Source organism: Myroides pelagicus (assembly GCF_009711055.1).
In the GTDB taxonomy this organism is placed as follows: Bacteria; Bacteroidota; Bacteroidia; order Flavobacteriales; family Flavobacteriaceae; genus Flavobacterium; species Flavobacterium pelagicum.
The window spans coordinates 16191-32781 of record NZ_WMJY01000020.1 but is presented as its reverse complement, the minus strand read 5'-3'; the positions used below and the strand labels follow the sequence as shown (position 1 = coordinate 32781).

The 16591-nt window shown below is 33.9% G+C and carries 17 protein-coding genes; 8 read left to right on the top strand and 9 right to left on the bottom strand.

Annotated elements, in window-relative coordinates; translation table 11 throughout:
- Window positions 1-20 precede the first annotated feature (20 nt).
- From GJV77_RS09680 to dnaB, 4 genes are all read left to right on the top strand, one after another.
- Window positions 21-1094 (top strand): LptF/LptG family permease, encoded by a 1074-nt coding sequence (locus GJV77_RS09680; protein ID WP_155036164.1) that lies wholly within the window; start codon window positions 21-23, stop codon window positions 1092-1094.
- Complete coding sequence (locus tag GJV77_RS09675; RefSeq protein ID WP_155036163.1) at window positions 1081-1974, top strand: DMT family transporter; 894 nt, start codon at window positions 1081-1083, stop codon at window positions 1972-1974. Before GJV77_RS09680 ends, GJV77_RS09675 begins: the two co-directional genes overlap by 14 nt.
- Before the next feature lie 63 nt (window positions 1975-2037).
- Entirely contained in the window at window positions 2038-2991 is a 954-nt protein-coding gene (locus tag GJV77_RS09670; protein WP_155036162.1) for an acetyl-CoA carboxylase carboxyltransferase subunit alpha, read from the top strand.
- 208 nt (window positions 2992-3199) lie between these two features.
- Entirely contained in the window at window positions 3200-4741 is a 1542-nt protein-coding gene (dnaB, locus tag GJV77_RS09665) for a replicative DNA helicase (RefSeq protein WP_155036161.1), read from the top strand.
- Window positions 4742-4784: 43 nt separating this feature from the next.
- Here dnaB and GJV77_RS09660 read toward each other — a convergent pair whose 3' ends face one another.
- The 7 genes from GJV77_RS09660 to rsfS all read right to left on the bottom strand — a co-directional run bounded on the left by GJV77_RS09660 (window position 4785) and on the right by rsfS (window position 10336).
- Window positions 4785-5522: a superoxide dismutase gene (locus GJV77_RS09660; protein WP_155036160.1), complete on the bottom strand. Its 738-nt coding sequence runs from the start codon at window positions 5520-5522 to the stop codon at window positions 4785-4787.
- Entirely contained in the window at window positions 5509-5790 is a 282-nt protein-coding gene (locus tag GJV77_RS09655) for an acyl-CoA-binding protein (RefSeq protein WP_155036192.1), read from the bottom strand. Before GJV77_RS09655 ends, GJV77_RS09660 begins: the two co-directional genes overlap by 14 nt.
- A gap of 18 nt (window positions 5791-5808) precedes the next feature.
- Window positions 5809-6462, bottom strand: a complete 654-nt coding sequence (locus tag GJV77_RS09650; protein WP_155036159.1) for a phosphatidylserine decarboxylase family protein — start codon at window positions 6460-6462, stop codon at window positions 5809-5811.
- A 2-nt stretch (window positions 6463-6464) separates the two neighbouring features.
- Window positions 6465-7253, bottom strand: coding sequence for a phosphatidate cytidylyltransferase (locus GJV77_RS09645; RefSeq protein ID WP_155036158.1), 789 nt, complete (start codon window positions 7251-7253; stop codon window positions 6465-6467).
- 1 nt (window position 7254) lies between these two features.
- Window positions 7255-7866 (bottom strand): LUD domain-containing protein, encoded by a 612-nt coding sequence (locus GJV77_RS09640; RefSeq protein ID WP_155036157.1) that lies wholly within the window; start codon window positions 7864-7866, stop codon window positions 7255-7257.
- Between the two features lie 114 nt (window positions 7867-7980).
- Window positions 7981-9948: an ATP-dependent zinc metalloprotease FtsH gene (gene ftsH / locus GJV77_RS09635; RefSeq protein ID WP_155036156.1), complete on the bottom strand. Its 1968-nt coding sequence runs from the start codon at window positions 9946-9948 to the stop codon at window positions 7981-7983.
- A gap of 16 nt (window positions 9949-9964) precedes the next feature.
- Window positions 9965-10336, bottom strand: a complete 372-nt coding sequence (gene rsfS, locus GJV77_RS09630) for a ribosome silencing factor (protein WP_155036155.1) — start codon at window positions 10334-10336, stop codon at window positions 9965-9967.
- Window positions 10337-10433: 97 nt separating this feature from the next.
- Here rsfS and GJV77_RS09625 point away from each other — a divergent pair, with 97 nt between their 5' ends.
- Window positions 10434-11165, top strand: a complete 732-nt coding sequence (locus GJV77_RS09625; protein ID WP_155036154.1) for a biotin--[acetyl-CoA-carboxylase] ligase — start codon at window positions 10434-10436, stop codon at window positions 11163-11165.
- A 71-nt stretch (window positions 11166-11236) separates the two neighbouring features.
- Here the strand turns inward: GJV77_RS09625 and msrB are convergent, their stop codons facing one another.
- Complete coding sequence (gene msrB / locus GJV77_RS09620; RefSeq protein ID WP_240142851.1) at window positions 11237-11719, bottom strand: peptide-methionine (R)-S-oxide reductase MsrB; 483 nt, start codon at window positions 11717-11719, stop codon at window positions 11237-11239.
- Window positions 11716-12591, bottom strand: a complete 876-nt coding sequence (locus GJV77_RS09615) for an alpha/beta hydrolase (protein WP_155036153.1) — start codon at window positions 12589-12591, stop codon at window positions 11716-11718. The genes msrB and GJV77_RS09615 overlap by 4 nt, the downstream gene beginning before the upstream one ends.
- 705 nt (window positions 12592-13296) lie before the next feature.
- Between GJV77_RS09615 and GJV77_RS09610 the strand changes: the two genes are divergently transcribed.
- Genes GJV77_RS09610 through GJV77_RS09600 form a run of 3 tightly spaced genes read left to right on the top strand, consistent with a single transcriptional unit; the run spans window position 13297 to window position 16496 of the window.
- The gene (locus tag GJV77_RS09610) at window positions 13297-14109 is read left to right on the top strand and encodes a M48 family metallopeptidase (RefSeq protein WP_155036152.1); all 813 of its coding nucleotides are present in this window, start codon (window positions 13297-13299) and stop codon (window positions 14107-14109) included.
- 49 nt (window positions 14110-14158) lie between these two features.
- A complete protein-coding gene (locus GJV77_RS09605) occupies window positions 14159-15469 on the top strand; it encodes an MFS transporter (protein WP_155036151.1) in 1311 nt (436 codons plus the stop codon).
- 58 nt (window positions 15470-15527) lie between these two features.
- Window positions 15528-16496, top strand: a complete 969-nt coding sequence (locus GJV77_RS09600) for a hypothetical protein (protein WP_155036150.1) — start codon at window positions 15528-15530, stop codon at window positions 16494-16496.
- Window positions 16497-16591 lie beyond the last annotated feature (95 nt).

Below are 16591 nucleotides of genomic sequence, written 5' to 3'. Positions count from 1 at the left end.
AAAGATATAATTAGCAAAGTATGAAGATTATAGATTGGTATATTCTAAAGAGGTATTTGATGACATTTACAGTCATGTTATTGTTATTTGTGCCGATTGGAATAGTTATCGACGTTTCGGAGAAAGTCAATAAAATGATGGATAAGAATGCTCCTATAGAAGAGATTTTACAATATTATTTAGACTTTACGATCTACTTTGCTAATATGTTATTTCCTATATTTCTGTTTATTTCGATTATCTGGTTTACTTCGAAGCTAGCTAATAATACGGAAATTGTAGCGATACTGAGCTCAGGTATTTCCTTTAATCGCTTTTTAAGACCTTACTTTATTGGTGCAACGATGGTGTGTATGATGGCTCTGTTTATGGCATTCTATCTAGTGCCAAAAGCAAGTGCAGGGTATAATGATTTTCGATATAAGTACTTGACAAGTTCAGAGGCAAGGGAATCTCAAAATGTATATAGGCAGATTAGTCAAAATGAGTTTATTTATGTAAGTAGTTTTTCTTATTCAACGAAGACTGGATTTAACTTCATGATGGAGGAAATGGATGGTAATAAGTTAAAGACAAAGATAACTGCTGAGCGAATTGTATGGGATCCAGATAATCAAAGCTATATATTGCATAACTATGTAAGACGTGATGTTGGCATTGAAGGAGATAAGCTAGAAATGGAGTCTAAGAAAGAGTTAAGTCTAGATTTTGACTTAGATGATTTGACGCCTGTGGTCTATGCTGCCGAGACAATGCAATTAAAGCAATTGAAGAATTTTATTGCTAAAGAGCAATCAAGAGGATCTTCGAATATTAATATATATTTGGTCGTTTTATATAAAAAATATAGTGTACCTATCTCAGCATTTATTTTGACGATTATAGCAGTGTCAGTTTCATCTATGAAGCGTAGAGGAGGTATGGGTGTTAATTTGGCTATTGGTATTGCACTTGCCTTTATCTATGTTTTTTTTGATAAGATTTTTAGTGTGTTAGGAGAAGCTTCAAGTATTCCTCCAATCATAGCTGTTTGGATACCTAATATTGTTTTTGCTATTTTAGGAATATATTTATTGAGAAATGCAAGAAGGTAATATAAGAAGCTACATTTATCTCCATTTAATTGTCTTTGTATGGGGATTTACTGCAATTTTAGGGCAGTTAATCACTTTGGATGCATTACCTCTGGTATGGTACAGAATATTAATAGCTGTGCTAACTTTAGGTACGGTATTTTTATTTACTAAACAGAGTTTAAAGGTTAGTAAAAATAAGCTCATTCAGTTTTTGGCAGCAGGAGTTGTGATAGCCCTTCACTGGCTTACATTCTTTTGGGCGATTAAGGTATCGAATATTTCAATTACATTGGCATGTCTATCTACAGGAGCCTTTTTTGCTTCTATATTAGAACCTATCATTTTAAAGCGTAAGATTGATCTTGTTGAGATGATCTTAGGCGTGGTTGTTATCGGAGCATTAGCCTTAATCTTTAGTGTTAGTTTAGATCATGTATTTGGAATAGTCTTAGGGTTAATTGCAGCCTCTTTATCCGCTTTGTTTTCTATCATAAATAGTAAGTTAGTTAAACACAGTAGTCCATCAATTATTACTTTTTATGAGATGGTTGGGGGAGTGTTGATACTTAGTGTTTTTTTATTATTTACAGGTGGATTTACAATAGAGTTTTTCCAAGTGGAAGCTATTGACTGGTTTTGGCTAATCGTATTAGGTGTGTTTTGTACAGCCTTTGCGTTTATAGGTTCAGTAATGATACTGAAAGACTTGAGTCCATTTACAGTTATGCTAACAATTAATTTGGAACCTGTATATGGAATTTTGTTAGCCTTACTGATTTTCAAAGATGATGAAAAAATGAATGCAACATTTTATTTTGCCGCAGCATTAATATTGTCAACCGTGATTATAAATGGGCTGATTAAAAATAGAAAAAGAAGAAAACTTACATTGAAATAGGTGTTCTATACGTAGAATCTTATATCTTTGTAACTCGTAATTGAAACTAAAACATAATCATAAATGGAATATTTAGATTTTGAACTTCCAATTAAAGATCTTGAAGAACAGCTAACTAAATGTACTTTGATCGGCGAGGAGTCTGATGTAGATGTGTCATCAACATGTAAGCAAATTGAGAAGAAATTAGAAGAAACTAAGAAGGATATATACAAGAATTTGACTGCTTGGCAACGTGTGCAACTTTCTAGACACCCTAATAGACCTTATACATTAGATTATATCAAAGCATTATGCGGAGATACTTTTGTAGAGCTATTTGGAGATAGAAATGTAAAAGATGATAAAGCAATGGTAGGTGGGCTTGGTAAAATAGGTGATCAAAGTTATATGTTCATCGGTCAACAAAAAGGTTACAATACCAAAACAAGACAGTACCGTAATTTCGGTATGGCTAATCCTGAAGGGTATAGAAAAGCCTTGCGTTTAATGCATATGGCTGAAAAATTCAATATTCCTGTTGTGACTTTTATTGATACTCCTGGGGCTTACCCTGGTCTTGAGGCGGAAGAAAGAGGACAAGGAGAAGCTATTGCACGTAATATCTACGAAATGTTCCGTATTACAGTTCCAATTATCTGTATTATCATCGGAGAAGGTGCTTCAGGAGGAGCTTTAGGAATTGGAGTAGGTGATAGAGTAACGATGTTAGAAAATACATGGTATTCTGTAATTTCACCTGAAAACTGTTCATCTATCCTTTGGAGAAGCTGGGCTAATAAAGAGAGAGCTGCTGAAGCATTAAAGCTAACTTCTAAAGACATGAAAAGTTTCAAGTTAGTAGATGACATAATTCCTGAGCCATTAGGAGGAGCTCATACTAATAGAGAAGAAGCTTTTGCAAGTGTTAAACAATATATCATTGATACTTATGATGTGTTGAAGAAAATGACTACAGAAGAAATGTTAGACAAGCGTATGGAGAAATACTTCGAAATGGGTGAGTATAAGGGCTAGTTCTTATATTACTACTATAATATATAGAAGAATCCGAGAATTAATATTTTCTCGGATTTTTTTGTGGAATATGTTGTATAAGGATTCCTTGTATTATGGATACTTGTATAAGTACCGAATGAGAATTTTATAGTTTCTTATACTGCTTTCTTTTATTGTACTTAAATAAAATCATGTATTAATCTTTAAAAATCTGTATTTTCGCATTATGGAAAAAGCAAAAGAGATACAACCAATGAAGTCTTTTTCTAAAGAGATTATAGCTTTAGAAAAGGGTAAATTACCTCCTCAAGCCGTTGACTTGGAAGAGGCTGTATTGGGGGCAATGATGATTGATAAGAAGGGAATTGATGAGGTAATCGATATCCTTCAACCTGACGCTTTTTATAAAGAAGCTCACAAATATATTTTTGAAGCAATTGATCAGTTATTCGTAGGTAATCAACCTATCGACTTGTTAACTGTTTCAACACAATTGCGAATGAACGGTAAGCTTGACTTAGTTGGGGGAGATTATTATTTGGTAGGATTAACTCAACGTATTACTTCCTCTGCACATATTGAGTTTCACTCGAGAATTATATTACAGAAGTTTATACAGCGCAGTTTGATACGTATTTCTAATGAAATCATTGAAGATGCCTATGATGAGACAAGTGATGTTTTTGACCTTTTAGACAAAGCTGAAGCAAAACTTTATGAAGTTACTCAAGGTAACGTGAAGAAAAGTTCTGAAACAGCTCAATCCTTAGTAGCTCAAGCAAAAAAGAGAATTGAAGAGATTAGTACTAAAGAAGGATTAAGTGGTTTACCTACAGGTTTCCATTTGTTAGATGAACTTACTTCGGGCTGGCAGCCAAGTGACTTGATTATTATTGCTGCTCGTCCTGGTATGGGAAAAACAGCTTTCGTATTATCGATGGCAAGGAATATAGCAATCGAATCAGGAGCAGGTGTGGCATTCTTTTCGTTAGAGATGTCTTCTGTACAGTTGATTACTCGTCTTATTTCTTCTGAGACAGGATTAAATTCTGAGAAGTTGCGTACTGGTAAATTAGAGACGCATGAATGGGAGCAGTTGAACGTGAAGGTAAAGGATTTGGAACGTGCGCCATTGTATATTGATGATACACCATCGTTATCAATCTTTGACTTACGTGCGAAAGCTCGTCGTTTAGCATCTCAACACAATATTAAGCTGATTATTATTGACTATTTACAATTAATGACTGCTGGTGGAAATCAAAAAGGAGGTGGTAATCGTGAACAAGAGATTTCTACTATTTCACGTAACTTAAAGGCTTTAGCCAAGGAACTAGATATTCCTGTAATTGCTTTATCACAGCTTTCTCGTGCAGTTGAAACTAGGGGGACATCGAAGCGTCCATTGCTTTCCGATCTTAGGGAGTCTGGAGCGATTGAACAAGATGCGGATATTGTTTCGTTTATTTACCGTCCTGAATACTATAAAATAGAGGAATGGGATGATGAGCAGCGTTCTCCGACTACTGGGCAAGCTGAGTTTATTGTTGCAAAACACCGTAATGGAGGATTGGACAATATTCGTCTGAAGTTTCTTGGACAATTTGGTAAGTTCGACAACTTAGAATTAAGTGTTCCTGGAGATCAATTCTTCGGATCAGCAATGAATGACGTAGATAATTCATTTAGACAGAATCAACAAAATTTTACAAATAGTTTACCTCCCTCAGATGATGTGTTTGGAAACGATGATGGAGTGCCTTTTTAAAGTATACTAAAAAAGGATATAGTACTAATACTATATCCTTTTTTTATTTGTACAAGTTATTGAATCTATCCCAATTGATATATTTGAAATAAGCTTCAATGTAGTCGTTTGTATCATTTTGGAACTTATCGTAATAAGCATGCTCCCATAAATCAATTGCTATAATCGGTTGCCCTAAATGTAGTGGTACTTCATTGTTTTGAGTAAGTTCTATTACGAGGTTATTGCCTTTTTGTAGTACCCACAAATAACCTGACCCATCCAATTCTTTAGCCTTAGACTTACAAAGTGCTTTTAGATTAGTCACAGACCCAAAGCTTGTTGTTATAGCCTCTAAAGCATTCTGATTAAGTTTGGGTTCCTTTATAGTTAACGACTGCCAAAATATCAAGTGGTTGTAATATATTCCAGCTAGTATTTTAATATTTTGATCAGAAGTAGAAGCTTTTTGAACGATACCTTCAATATTTAGTTTTTCAAAATCTGTACCGTGGATTGCGGAATTTAATTTGTTTGCGTAATCAAGATTAGTAATGCTATAGTGCTTAAAAAAAAATTCTGGATTAAATAATTCTGGCAGTTCATGAAATTGATACTTAAGTTCAGGCATGTCAAATGGACCTTGTTTAGTCTTGATAGAAGCAGGGTCTTGGAATTGTTGTTGAGGAGCTAGAAAGGCAGTTCTTTCAGGAATTTCTATTTCTGTTAGTTTGTTTGTATCTGTACAACTCATAACAAATGTTGAAAAGGCTAAAAGAAAGACTAATTTATTCGTTTTCATTTTCTAAGTCGTCAAGAATTTGTTTAGCTAGCTTAATGTACTCTTCCTTTGCTTGTTCTCTTGTCAAATGGCTTATTTGAGTCCATGCATTAAATTTAAAAGCCTTCTTTAAATCTGTTGACATATCAAGAAAATCTTTATGGCTAAGTCCGTTAGTAGCTTGTTTGTAATAAGCGTATATACGCAACATTATATCTGGAGCAAGGTTTCTTGCTTCATTGGAGATTCGTATATAGGCTTCGTGAAATTCTTTATCTAAAGTGTTCATCACTGTTTGAGTACAGGTTTATTTTTTCTCTACAATTATGGTTTTATTACCTACGGCTTTCTGATTAAGTAATACTTTTACATCAGTTCCCAAAGGTAAGTATAAATCTACGCGTGAACCAAACTTGATGAATCCTGCATCCGTACCTTGTATTGCATGTTCGCCTACTTTAGCATAGTTTACAATACGTTTAGCTAATGCACCTGCAATTTGTCTGTACATTACTTCACCGAATATTGGGTTGTCAACTACAATAGTTGTTCTTTCATTTTCTTCACTAGCTTTTGGGTGCCAAGCTACTAGGTATTTACCTGGGTGATACTTACTGTATTTTATTTCACCATTTAATGCATATCGAGTTACGTGTACATTAAATGGAGACATAAAGATAGAAACCATTAGTCTTTTGTCTTTGAAGTACTCTGGTTCGTAAACTTCTTCAATTACAACAACTTTACCATCAACTGGTGCAACGATTGTATTGTCTGCTGCTGTGATCGTTCTGTTTGGATTTCTAAAGAACTGTAATATAATTACTAAAAAAACAAGGATTGTACATTGTACAACGATTCGTAACCAGTTTAGGGTTAGGAAATAGTCTGCTGCTAGTACCAATGCTACTGTAATTAGCATTGAGTAAAAAATGATTTTAGTTCCTTCTTTATGAAACATAATTATAATATTTGAAAAATTATATACAAAAATGGTGCTACAAATATAGCACTATCTAAGCGATCTAGTATACCTCCATGTCCAGGCATAATTGAACCGCTGTCTTTTACTTTTGCTTCTCTCTTAAAATGTGATTCTACTAAATCCCCTATAGTTCCAAATATACCTACAAATATTGCACTACAGATATATACCACAGGTGAGAATGTCGTAAAACAATAGCTTAAAATAAGCCCTGCTAAAATACTGAAGAAAATTCCACCAAGAAAACCTTCGATAGTTTTTTTCGGAGATATTCGTTCTAATAGTTTGTGCTTACCAAATTTCTTTCCTACGACGTATGCAAAGGTATCATTTGTCCAAATAAGTACGAACATAATGATTATAATTTGTGAATTATATGTGCCTGTTACTTTTGGTAGTAGAATTAGGGTTAGAAAAGGGGCAATGATATAACCCAAAAAGATAATTAACTTTATAAATAGTGAGCGATTTGGTTTGCGTTTGCTGAATATTTCAACCATTAAGGCTAACAATACGCTAATTGCAAATAAAGCAATTATATTACCTGGTAATTGTATGTTTGGAAGGTATATTAAACCAATGGTTATAGCGGAGACACCGAGGCAAAAAGCTTTAGGCAGTTTTATTAGTTTTGAAAACTCAAATGCTCCGATTAGCAAGAAAATACTAAAGAGTAATTCAAATGTGAATTCTCCATATATGGTCATTCCAATTAGTATAATTATGTACAGTATACCAGATATAGAACGAGTTAATGTTTCTGACATTTTATAAATCTTCTAATAGAATTAAGTATAAATTTTTAGGAGTTCTCCCATAGCTTAGAAAGTCACTTTCTACAGCTGCTGCTTTGAAGCAATTGAATGCAGTAATATTACTTGGTAGTGCACTTTTGTACTTGCGTTTTATCTCACGTAGTCCATCACTCTTAGTTCTTGTAATTTGACTAGTTTTAGCAATGACAACGATATTGTAAGGTAAATGGTTTGCCTTGTTATCTTTTAATTGTCTATCCGAGAATAGAATAGATCCTTCGTCTGCAATTAAACTCTCGCATGAGGATAAAAAGAAACTTGGTTCTTTGATGTTTTCAAAATTGACATTATTGTCTTTTAGCAAAGAATGAAGTTTGCATTCATTAGTCAATGCTTCTTTCTCAAACCAATCGTTTTCCAATAAAATATTTATAAAAGTTTCCTTAAGTTCTTCATCTGTTTCACAGTATAAAAACTTACCACCATTATCAGTAAAGTTAATAGTGAATAATTCATCTGCAGGCAAAACTGTCTCAGGAAGATATTGTCCTCTTTCCTCAGTAGTTTTTTCCTCTTCTGGTGGTGCGGATTCGAAAATTTTAAATAATTTCTTGAAAAAACTCATACTACAAGTGTAGAGGGATAAAATTTGATATTAGTACTCAAAGATAAAAAAAAACTTAACTTAAAGCAGGCTTTAAGTTAAGTTTTTTAGTAATTACGTTACTTCGGAGAGATTTTATGCTTCGCCTTCTGCGCTTTTCTCTACTTCAGTTACTTCTATATCTTCGATAACTTCTTTGTCAAATGGTCTTTTTCCAAAGATGTTTTCTAAATCTTGTTTAAAGATAACTTCTTTTTCACATAATAAATCTGCCAATTGGATAAGCTTATCGCGATTATCACTTAAGATTTTTTGTGCTCTTTCATACTGACCTTCAATTAATTTAGAGATTTCCTCATCAATTACTTTAGCTGTGTCTTCTGAGTATGGTTTAGAGAAGTTATATTCTCCTTGTCCTGATGAATCGTAATAGGTAATATTTCCTAACTTTTCATTCAGTCCATATACAGTAACCATAGCTTTAGCTTGTTTCGTTACTTTTTCTAAATCACTTAATGCTCCAGTTGATATTTTGTCAAAGATAATCTTCTCGGCAGCACGTCCTCCCATTGTAGCACACATCTCATCTAACATTTGTTCTGTACGTACGATTTGTCTTTCTGCTGGTAAGTACCAAGCGGCTCCTAAGCTTTGTCCACGTGGTACAATTGTCACTTTTACTAGTGGCGATGCATGTTCACACATCCAACTTACAGTAGCATGTCCAGCTTCGTGTATTGCAATTGCATACTTTTCATCTGGACTTATGATTTTGTTTTTCTTTTCTAGACCTCCTATAATTCTATCTACAGCATCTAAGAAGTCTTGCATATCTACTTGTGATTTGTCTTTTCTAGCAGCTGTTAATGCAGCCTCATTACAAACATTTGCAATATCTGCTCCTGAAAATCCAGGTGTTTGTTTGGCTAAAAAGTCAATATCTAAATTATCTACCTTTTTGATGTTTCTCAAATGAACATTAAATATTTGTTCGCGTTCTTTTACATCTGGCAAGTCAACGTAAATCTGTCTGTCAAATCGACCAGCACGTAGTAATGCTTTGTCTAAGATCTCTGCACGGTTAGTTGCTGCTAATACAATTACATTTGTATTTGAACCAAATCCGTCCATTTCAGTTAACAGTTGGTTTAGCGTATTTTCTCTCTCATCGTTTGATCCTGAAAAGTTACTTTTACCTCTAGCTCGTCCTACGGCATCAATCTCATCGATGAAAATGATTGCTGGAGATTTCTCTTTTGCTTGTTTGAATAGGTCACGAACACGTGAAGCTCCAACACCAACAAACATCTCAACAAAATCTGATCCAGACAGTGAAAAGAAAGGTACTTTAGCCTCTCCTGCCACAGCTTTTGCTAATAATGTTTTACCCGTTCCTGGAGGCCCTACTAATAAGGCTCCTTTTGGTATTTTACCACCAATAGATGTATATTTTTCTGGATTCTTTAAGAATTCTACGATTTCTACGATTTCGTCTTTTGCTCCCTCTAGTCCTGCAACATCTTTAAAGCTTACTTGAATGTCGTTTTTCTCATCGAATAACTTTGCTTTAGATTTTCCAATAGAGAAGATTTGACCTCCTCCTCCAGAGCCACCTCCACCAGTCATTCTTCTCATCATGAATAACCAGAATCCAATGATAATGATGATTGGTAAAAAGCTAATTAAGAAATCCCCCCAGTTACTTTCTGGCTCAGATTTATACTCTGTTAATTTTTGATCTTTTACTGCAAGGTCTAATTTTTCTTGAAGAATTTTTGGGTCTCCAATATCAGTAATGAATTGTGGACCTTTAGATTGTTGACCTAAAAGAGGTTTACTTTGAGTGTTTTTCAAATCTTCGACACTTTCCAAAGCACTTTCTTTGATATACACTTTAGCTGCACTTCGGCTAAACTCTATTTTATCTACATATCCTTTGTCTACATATTCATAAAGTTTAGAAAGACTCAGTTCTTTTGTATTGCCAAAACTGCTTCCTCTGGTCAAAAGTTGAATAACCAAAATTATCACCAAGATACTACCATATAGTAGCCAAGGATTAAATTTTGATTTATTTGGATTTGGTTTCATATTTCCTGCCATGAATGATAGTTTTTATTTAGTATTGGCTTGTAATAGTTGTAATTTTTGCATCACCCCATAAGTTATCGATGTCATAAAATTCGCGTATATTCTTTTGGAATACATGTACTACTACGTTCACATAATCCATTAAGATCCATTCTGCATTATCTTCTCCTTCTACATGCCAAGGTTTATCGTGTAGTTCTTTTGATACCGTTTTTTGGATTGCACCTGAAATTGCGTTTACCTGTGTGTTTGAGTTACCATCACAGATTATAAAATAATCGCATGGGGTATTGTCTATTTCTCTTAGGTCTAAGATAGTAATATTTTCTCCTTTTACTGCTTCAATTCCTTTAATTACGTTTGCAATTAAGTCGTCAATTTTGATATTCTTCTCTGCCATTTAATTTTTATCTTATTTATTGCGATTAAGTATATTTGTTCTAGAATTAGGCACCAAATATAATGAATCGGATTAGATTTGTCTAGAATTATTTTATATGAATATTATCAAACTCGATGCCACAGCATCTACGAATACCTATTTGAAAGATCTTTTATCTACTACAGACTTGATAAACTTCACCGTTGTCAGTACTGAAAATCAATATGCTGGTAAAGGGCAACGCGGAGCGGTTTGGAATGCAGAGGTGGGTACTAACCTTACTTTTAGTGTCTTAGTGAAGGATTGTGTGTCTACTATTGAAGAGATTTTTTGTTTAAATATTGTAACTGCTTTAGCTGTAAAATCAGCAATTAAAAAAATGCTAAATGTTGAATTGGATATTAAATGGCCAAACGACATTTTGGCAGTTAATAGTAAACTTGGCGGTATATTAATTGAAAATATTTTTAAAGCTGACGGTAAAATAGTATCTATTGTCGGCATCGGTATAAATGTTAATCAAACTGTATTTAACTCTTTAAATAAAGCTACATCTCTGGCTAAGTTAATTGGTCATCAATTAGATAAAGATCAATTGTTAGTTGGTGTTGTTGAACAATTAATATGTTATTGTCATCGCTTGAGAGAGGGAGAGGAAAGTCAACTATGGGAAGAATACCTTTGTCAGTTGTATAGAAAGGGGCAGCCTTCTGTATTTGAATTACCATCAGGTAAGAGGTTTATGGGGATTATAGAAGGGGTTAGTCCTTATGGGCATTTAGAAGTTCGCTGTGAAGACGATTCTTTGTTTACTTTTGGTGTAAAAGAAGTAAAGCTCCTTTATTAATGATTAACGAAAAATCGCTAGTAGGGACTGCTATACTTAAGCTTTTTTCCTATCTAGCGATTTTCTGTTAATTACTTATTTTCTGGTATGAATTTCAACGAAATGGAATTCATACAATATCTGTCCCCAGTAGTTTCTTTTGGTCCATCTGGAAAAACATGTCCTAAGTGTCCATGACAATTAGAACAAATTACTTCTGTACGTATCATACCGTGTGATACGTCTCGAATATACTCAACTGATCCTTTTATAGCTTTGTCAAATGATGGCCAGCCACAGTGTCCGTCAAATTTGGTATTAGAATCAAATAATTTTTGATCACATGCAGCACAGTGATAACTTCCTTTTTCATAGAAGTCGTTGTACTGTCCTGTAAATGGACGCTCTGTACCTTTTTCCCTTAATATATAGTATTCTTCATCAGTTAATACTTGCTTCCACTGTTCTTCTGTCGTATGCGTGTCTTTTTTCATTGGTTCTTGAATAGTATATTTTTTTTCTCGACAAGCTGTTAGGTTGCTTAATATTGTTAGTATAAGTAGGAAGTATTTCATTCGTTTTCTTTTTGTACAAAACTCATGATGCGTTCAATTACTTTCTTGTTTCCTAGTATTTTGCGATGGCCTAGTTCTTTAGTAATCATCAATTCTCCTTGGTCAGCGTGTTTTTTTATTTCATAGGCGGCTTTGTAATGAACATCAGCATCATCTTCATCATGTATAATTAGCAAAGGTATCTTTACTTGCTCTGCTGCTAGATGAACGCAGTAGCTACGCATTGATTGGTTAAATTGATTTTCGAATCGCTCTTTTATTTTTTTTGCAATTATTGGTTTTAGTTGTATTTGATCTACAAATTCATCAATTACATCTTCTACCACATCTCCACTTCCGATGATAACTGCTTTCTTTGCTTTTAAACCATCTTTTAAACAATTGACAGTCGTCATACCTCCTAATGAGTGGCCTACTACTAAATCAAAGGGTCCAAACTGTTGTTCTACTTCAAAGGCAGAAGCCATAAACTCTGTTAGGTTAGTCTTTGATTTAGGGGATTTACCATGACCAGGCGCATCAAAACTAACAATGTCATATCCTTGGCGCATTAGCATATTAGCTATTGTAACTAATTGGGTACCACGTCCATTCCAACCATGGATTAGTAAGGCTTTCTTTGTAGTATTTTTATTTGTTCCATATTGGTAAACGCAAATGTCTTTTCCTAGTTTGCGTACCGTAATTTTTGTAATAATGCTTTTTTCAAGCATTTCTCTTTCGCGTTTTGGCGGTTTAAACTTTATCGGTGTAATGAATAAATTTTGGGCGAATTTAGTTGCTAAGTCTTTCGAAAAAAACTGTAGTGTTTTAGCAGTCAGGATTATTCCCTTAGGAATCTCAAGGGACTGCTTTTGTTTTTGAGTTTCCATTTTTATGCTCTTGTTTGGATGTAAATGTACAAAATTTTATGTCGTAGAGTGGTGTGTTGTACTTTTGTGTGTGTAAAGTTTAGGTTATTTATCACAGGCTGTTTTATCTGTTTTTTAAAACCATAATTAGAAGTTTTTTTTAAATAAGTACTTAATATTCTTTTTTAATAAAATGTAATAGAAACTCATTATTTTTGTAAGGATGGATATGTTGTATAGTGGGAAGATATTATCTTATCCTTCTTTATTACATCAAGTGTACATATGTTTAGGGGGTTTTTGATGCTCCCTGTTGTAAATGAAAAGTCCAATAGATTTTGATGGTCAATGATTTAAGTGGTATGAATTTCCTATATTGTTATTTGCAAACAAACTAGGTAGTTTTGGCTGATAATCGTTCCCCTTGTATTATTTTTCCGTCCTTTGTTGACCTATTCGTGCAGAATTCGTGCACTATTGTTTTAACACCTCTTTGAATTAGAATTAGTTATTTGTTTTTATAAATTTACTATTTCTGTTTAGTCTCGTACCAATGATTTAGTAGGGAGAAGTAGTAGCTTCTTGAAAATTAGAAAGAATTATTGGCAGCCCTTAAGAAAATAATCAGATGTTATTTCGTTGGATATATCAATGATCTCCCTTTATTATATCAGATGGAGATACATTTAATTATTTATTTTATTTTTGAAAAAAAAACACAATACAATGAAAAAATCAGTTACTTTTATACTAAGTGCTTTATTATTAGGTTCGTGTGCTACTAATCCATTCTCAGGAAAGAGTACATTAGCATTAACTCCAAATTCAGAATTGTTCCCTATGGCGTTTCAACAGTACGATGAATTTTTACAGGAGAACAAACGCGTGACAGGTACTAAAGATGCAAAACGTGTAGAGGATATTGGTAAGAAGATAAAAGTAGCAGCTGAGACATGGTTGAATGCGAATGGATATAGTGGATATTTAAAAGACTATCAATGGGAGTATAACCTAGTTCAGAGTGATGAATTAAATGCGTGGTGTATGCCAGGGGGAAAGATTGTCTTCTATACGGGAATTTTGCCAGTGTGCAAAACTGATGCAGGGATTGCTGTAGTGATGGGGCACGAAGTAGCACATGCTTTAGCAAACCACGGTCAGCAGCGAATGAGTAATGCGTTGTTGCAACAGGTAGGAGCAGTTGGTGTAGGGATATTAACTCAAAATTCAGATCCGCGTGCGAAACAATTGTGGTCAGCCGCTTATGGAATAGGCTCGCAAGTTGGTTATATGTTGCCTTTTAGTCGTTCAAATGAAAGTGAAGCAGATAAAATAGGTTTAACTTTGATGGCAATAGCAGGTTATAACCCTGAGGAGGCTGTGTCTTTTTGGTCGCGTATGGCTGCAAGAAATGGAGGAGGTAGTCAATCTTCTTTTTTGAGTACACACCCGACAAATCAAGATCGTATTGAAGAACTGCGCAAATTGATCCCTGCGGCTAAGGCTGAAGCGGCTAAGTTTGGTGTGAGTTTTAAGTAATATAAAGGCTATCACTTGATAGCTTTTTTTAATTTTAGAGCGTTCGGTTATGGATAGATTTGTAAAAGGAGATAAAAAGATAATGAATGCATGGGCATTCTACGATTGGGCAAATTCAGTATATGCATTGGTGATCTCATCTTCTATTTTTCCTTTATATTATGGAGCTTTATTTAGAGAGTTAGGTGTTGATTCTTACGAGTTATTTGGTGTTTCTATTAAAAGTGAATCGATTATTAGTTATATCACTGCATTAGGTTTTCTTGTTGTAGCAATTATTTCGCCTATTTTGTCTGGTATTGCTGATTATCTAGGAACGAAGAAGTTTTTTATGAAACTTTTCTGTGGAATTGGCTCAGTCTCATGTATGTTAATGTACTTTTTTAGTTTAGACTATTTTTTATGGAGTTTACTGCTTTATATGTTTGGGCTGATTGGTTTCTGGGGTAGTTTAGTGTTCTATAATTCATATTTGCCAGAGATTGCTCCTTCTGATCAACAGGATAGAATTAGTGCAAAAGGATATGCGTTAGGTTATGTAGGGAGTGTTGTATTGCTATTAATTAATTTAGCGATGGTTATGAATGCAGAGTATTTCGGTTTTTCATCGGCTATGCAAGCTATGCGTTTTTCATTTATTATGGTAGGATTATGGTGGGTTGGTTTTGGACTTTATACTTTTAGCTATTTACCAAATTTTAAAAATGATAAAAAGATCACTCGTTCTTTGATTTTTAAAGGAGTTAGAGAGTTGAGGGGTGTATGGCATCAATTGAAAGATCAGCTAGCTTTAAAGCGTTATTTGGTAGCTTTTTTTGTTTATAGTATGGCAGTACAAACAGTGATGATTATTGCGGCATATTTTGGAGAGAAAGAAATCGAATGGGGGACAGAGAGCGAGCGCACTACTGGTCTAATAGTTAGTATCCTGGTGATACAGCTTGTGGCTGTTATTGGCGCTATATTAACCTCAAAAATATCGTCAAAAATAGGAAACATATATACTTTATGCTTGTTAAATGCGTTATGGGTTATAATATGTATTTATGCTTATACGATTAGTAGTCCAAGCCAATTTTATATAGCAGCAGGAACTGTTGGTCTAGTAATGGGTGGGATTCAGTCACTTTCTCGTTCTACGTATTCTAAACTTTTGCCTGAGACTAGGGACACGACTTCTTTCTTTAGTTTTTATGACGTAACGGAAAAGATCGGTATTGTATTAGGAATGTTTATGTATGGGTTGGTAAGTGACTTAACAGGTAGAATGCAAAATGCAATTCTGTTCTTAATTGTGTTTTTTGCTCTTGGTTTTGTTCTATTGTTGCGAGTACCTGATAAGCGAAATACTTTTAAATAAGAAAATTATTATAATTAGAGAATAAACGCTAATTTTAACTATTGTATTAAAATAAAATATGAGAAGAATAATTAAAACGTCCATTGCGTTTGTAGCATTAGTGAGTGTTGGAATGACTGTAGTGTCTTGTAATAATGAGTCTGTAGATCCATTATTAGAAGATGGTAAAGAAGTAGGAAAAGCATTAGTCTATACAAATACAGATGGTACAGAACAAATATTTAGAGAGAATGTTGTAGCAAAAATAAGCGCAAATGGAGAGATGGATATCCCGATTAATGGAATAAAAGGAGAGAAGAATGATGTGTTAAATTTGCATACGCGTATTTTTCAAGAAGGTAATTTTCCTGGAAATGCTAATAAATCTACTTATTTTGACAGGGAAAACAATCAATACTTTAGTACAGTCGATCCAGATCGACCAACGTATATTACAGGTTTTATGAAAGTAGAATTTATTAATAGAAAAGCTAGAGTTGTTTCAGGTAGTTATGATTTGCGCATGATACCAGTGAAAGTAGAAGGTGAAGATACAGATCCAAGTATACGTTCATTTCAAGTAAAAGGAACTTTTGAGAATGTTCCTTATGAACGTGCAGAGGCTACTTATGTAGATGCAGAGATTGATGGTGCTACTTATAGAAATACAGTTGCACAGTTAGCTAAAACAGAGACTACCTATGTTGTTAATTCAATGGAGAAGAATAATGAGGAACAACGTTTGACCTTTTCTTTTCCAATAGAAAAGGCAGTTGCTGGACAAGTAATTAAGATGGATGAAGATGGAGTAGATGCTTTTTATTCTTCCGGATTTGGAATTAAATATATCTTAGATAAAGAAGATGAGGAGTTGCTGTCAAAGACCTATATTAAGATTGAATCAGTGGATACTATAGTGGAGCAAGTCAATGGAACGCCTGTAGAGAAAGTGACAATTAAAGGGCAATTTTATATGAAATTAAAAGGTGAAGCAGAATCTAAGCGAATTATTGAAGTAAAGTACGGTGTATTTAAAGTGACACAATAACGTAAGAAATAAAAAAATCAATTAATCCTTACTTATTCGGTAAGGATTTTTTTATGGCATAAAGATTGACAATAATAAAGTATAAGAATAATTAT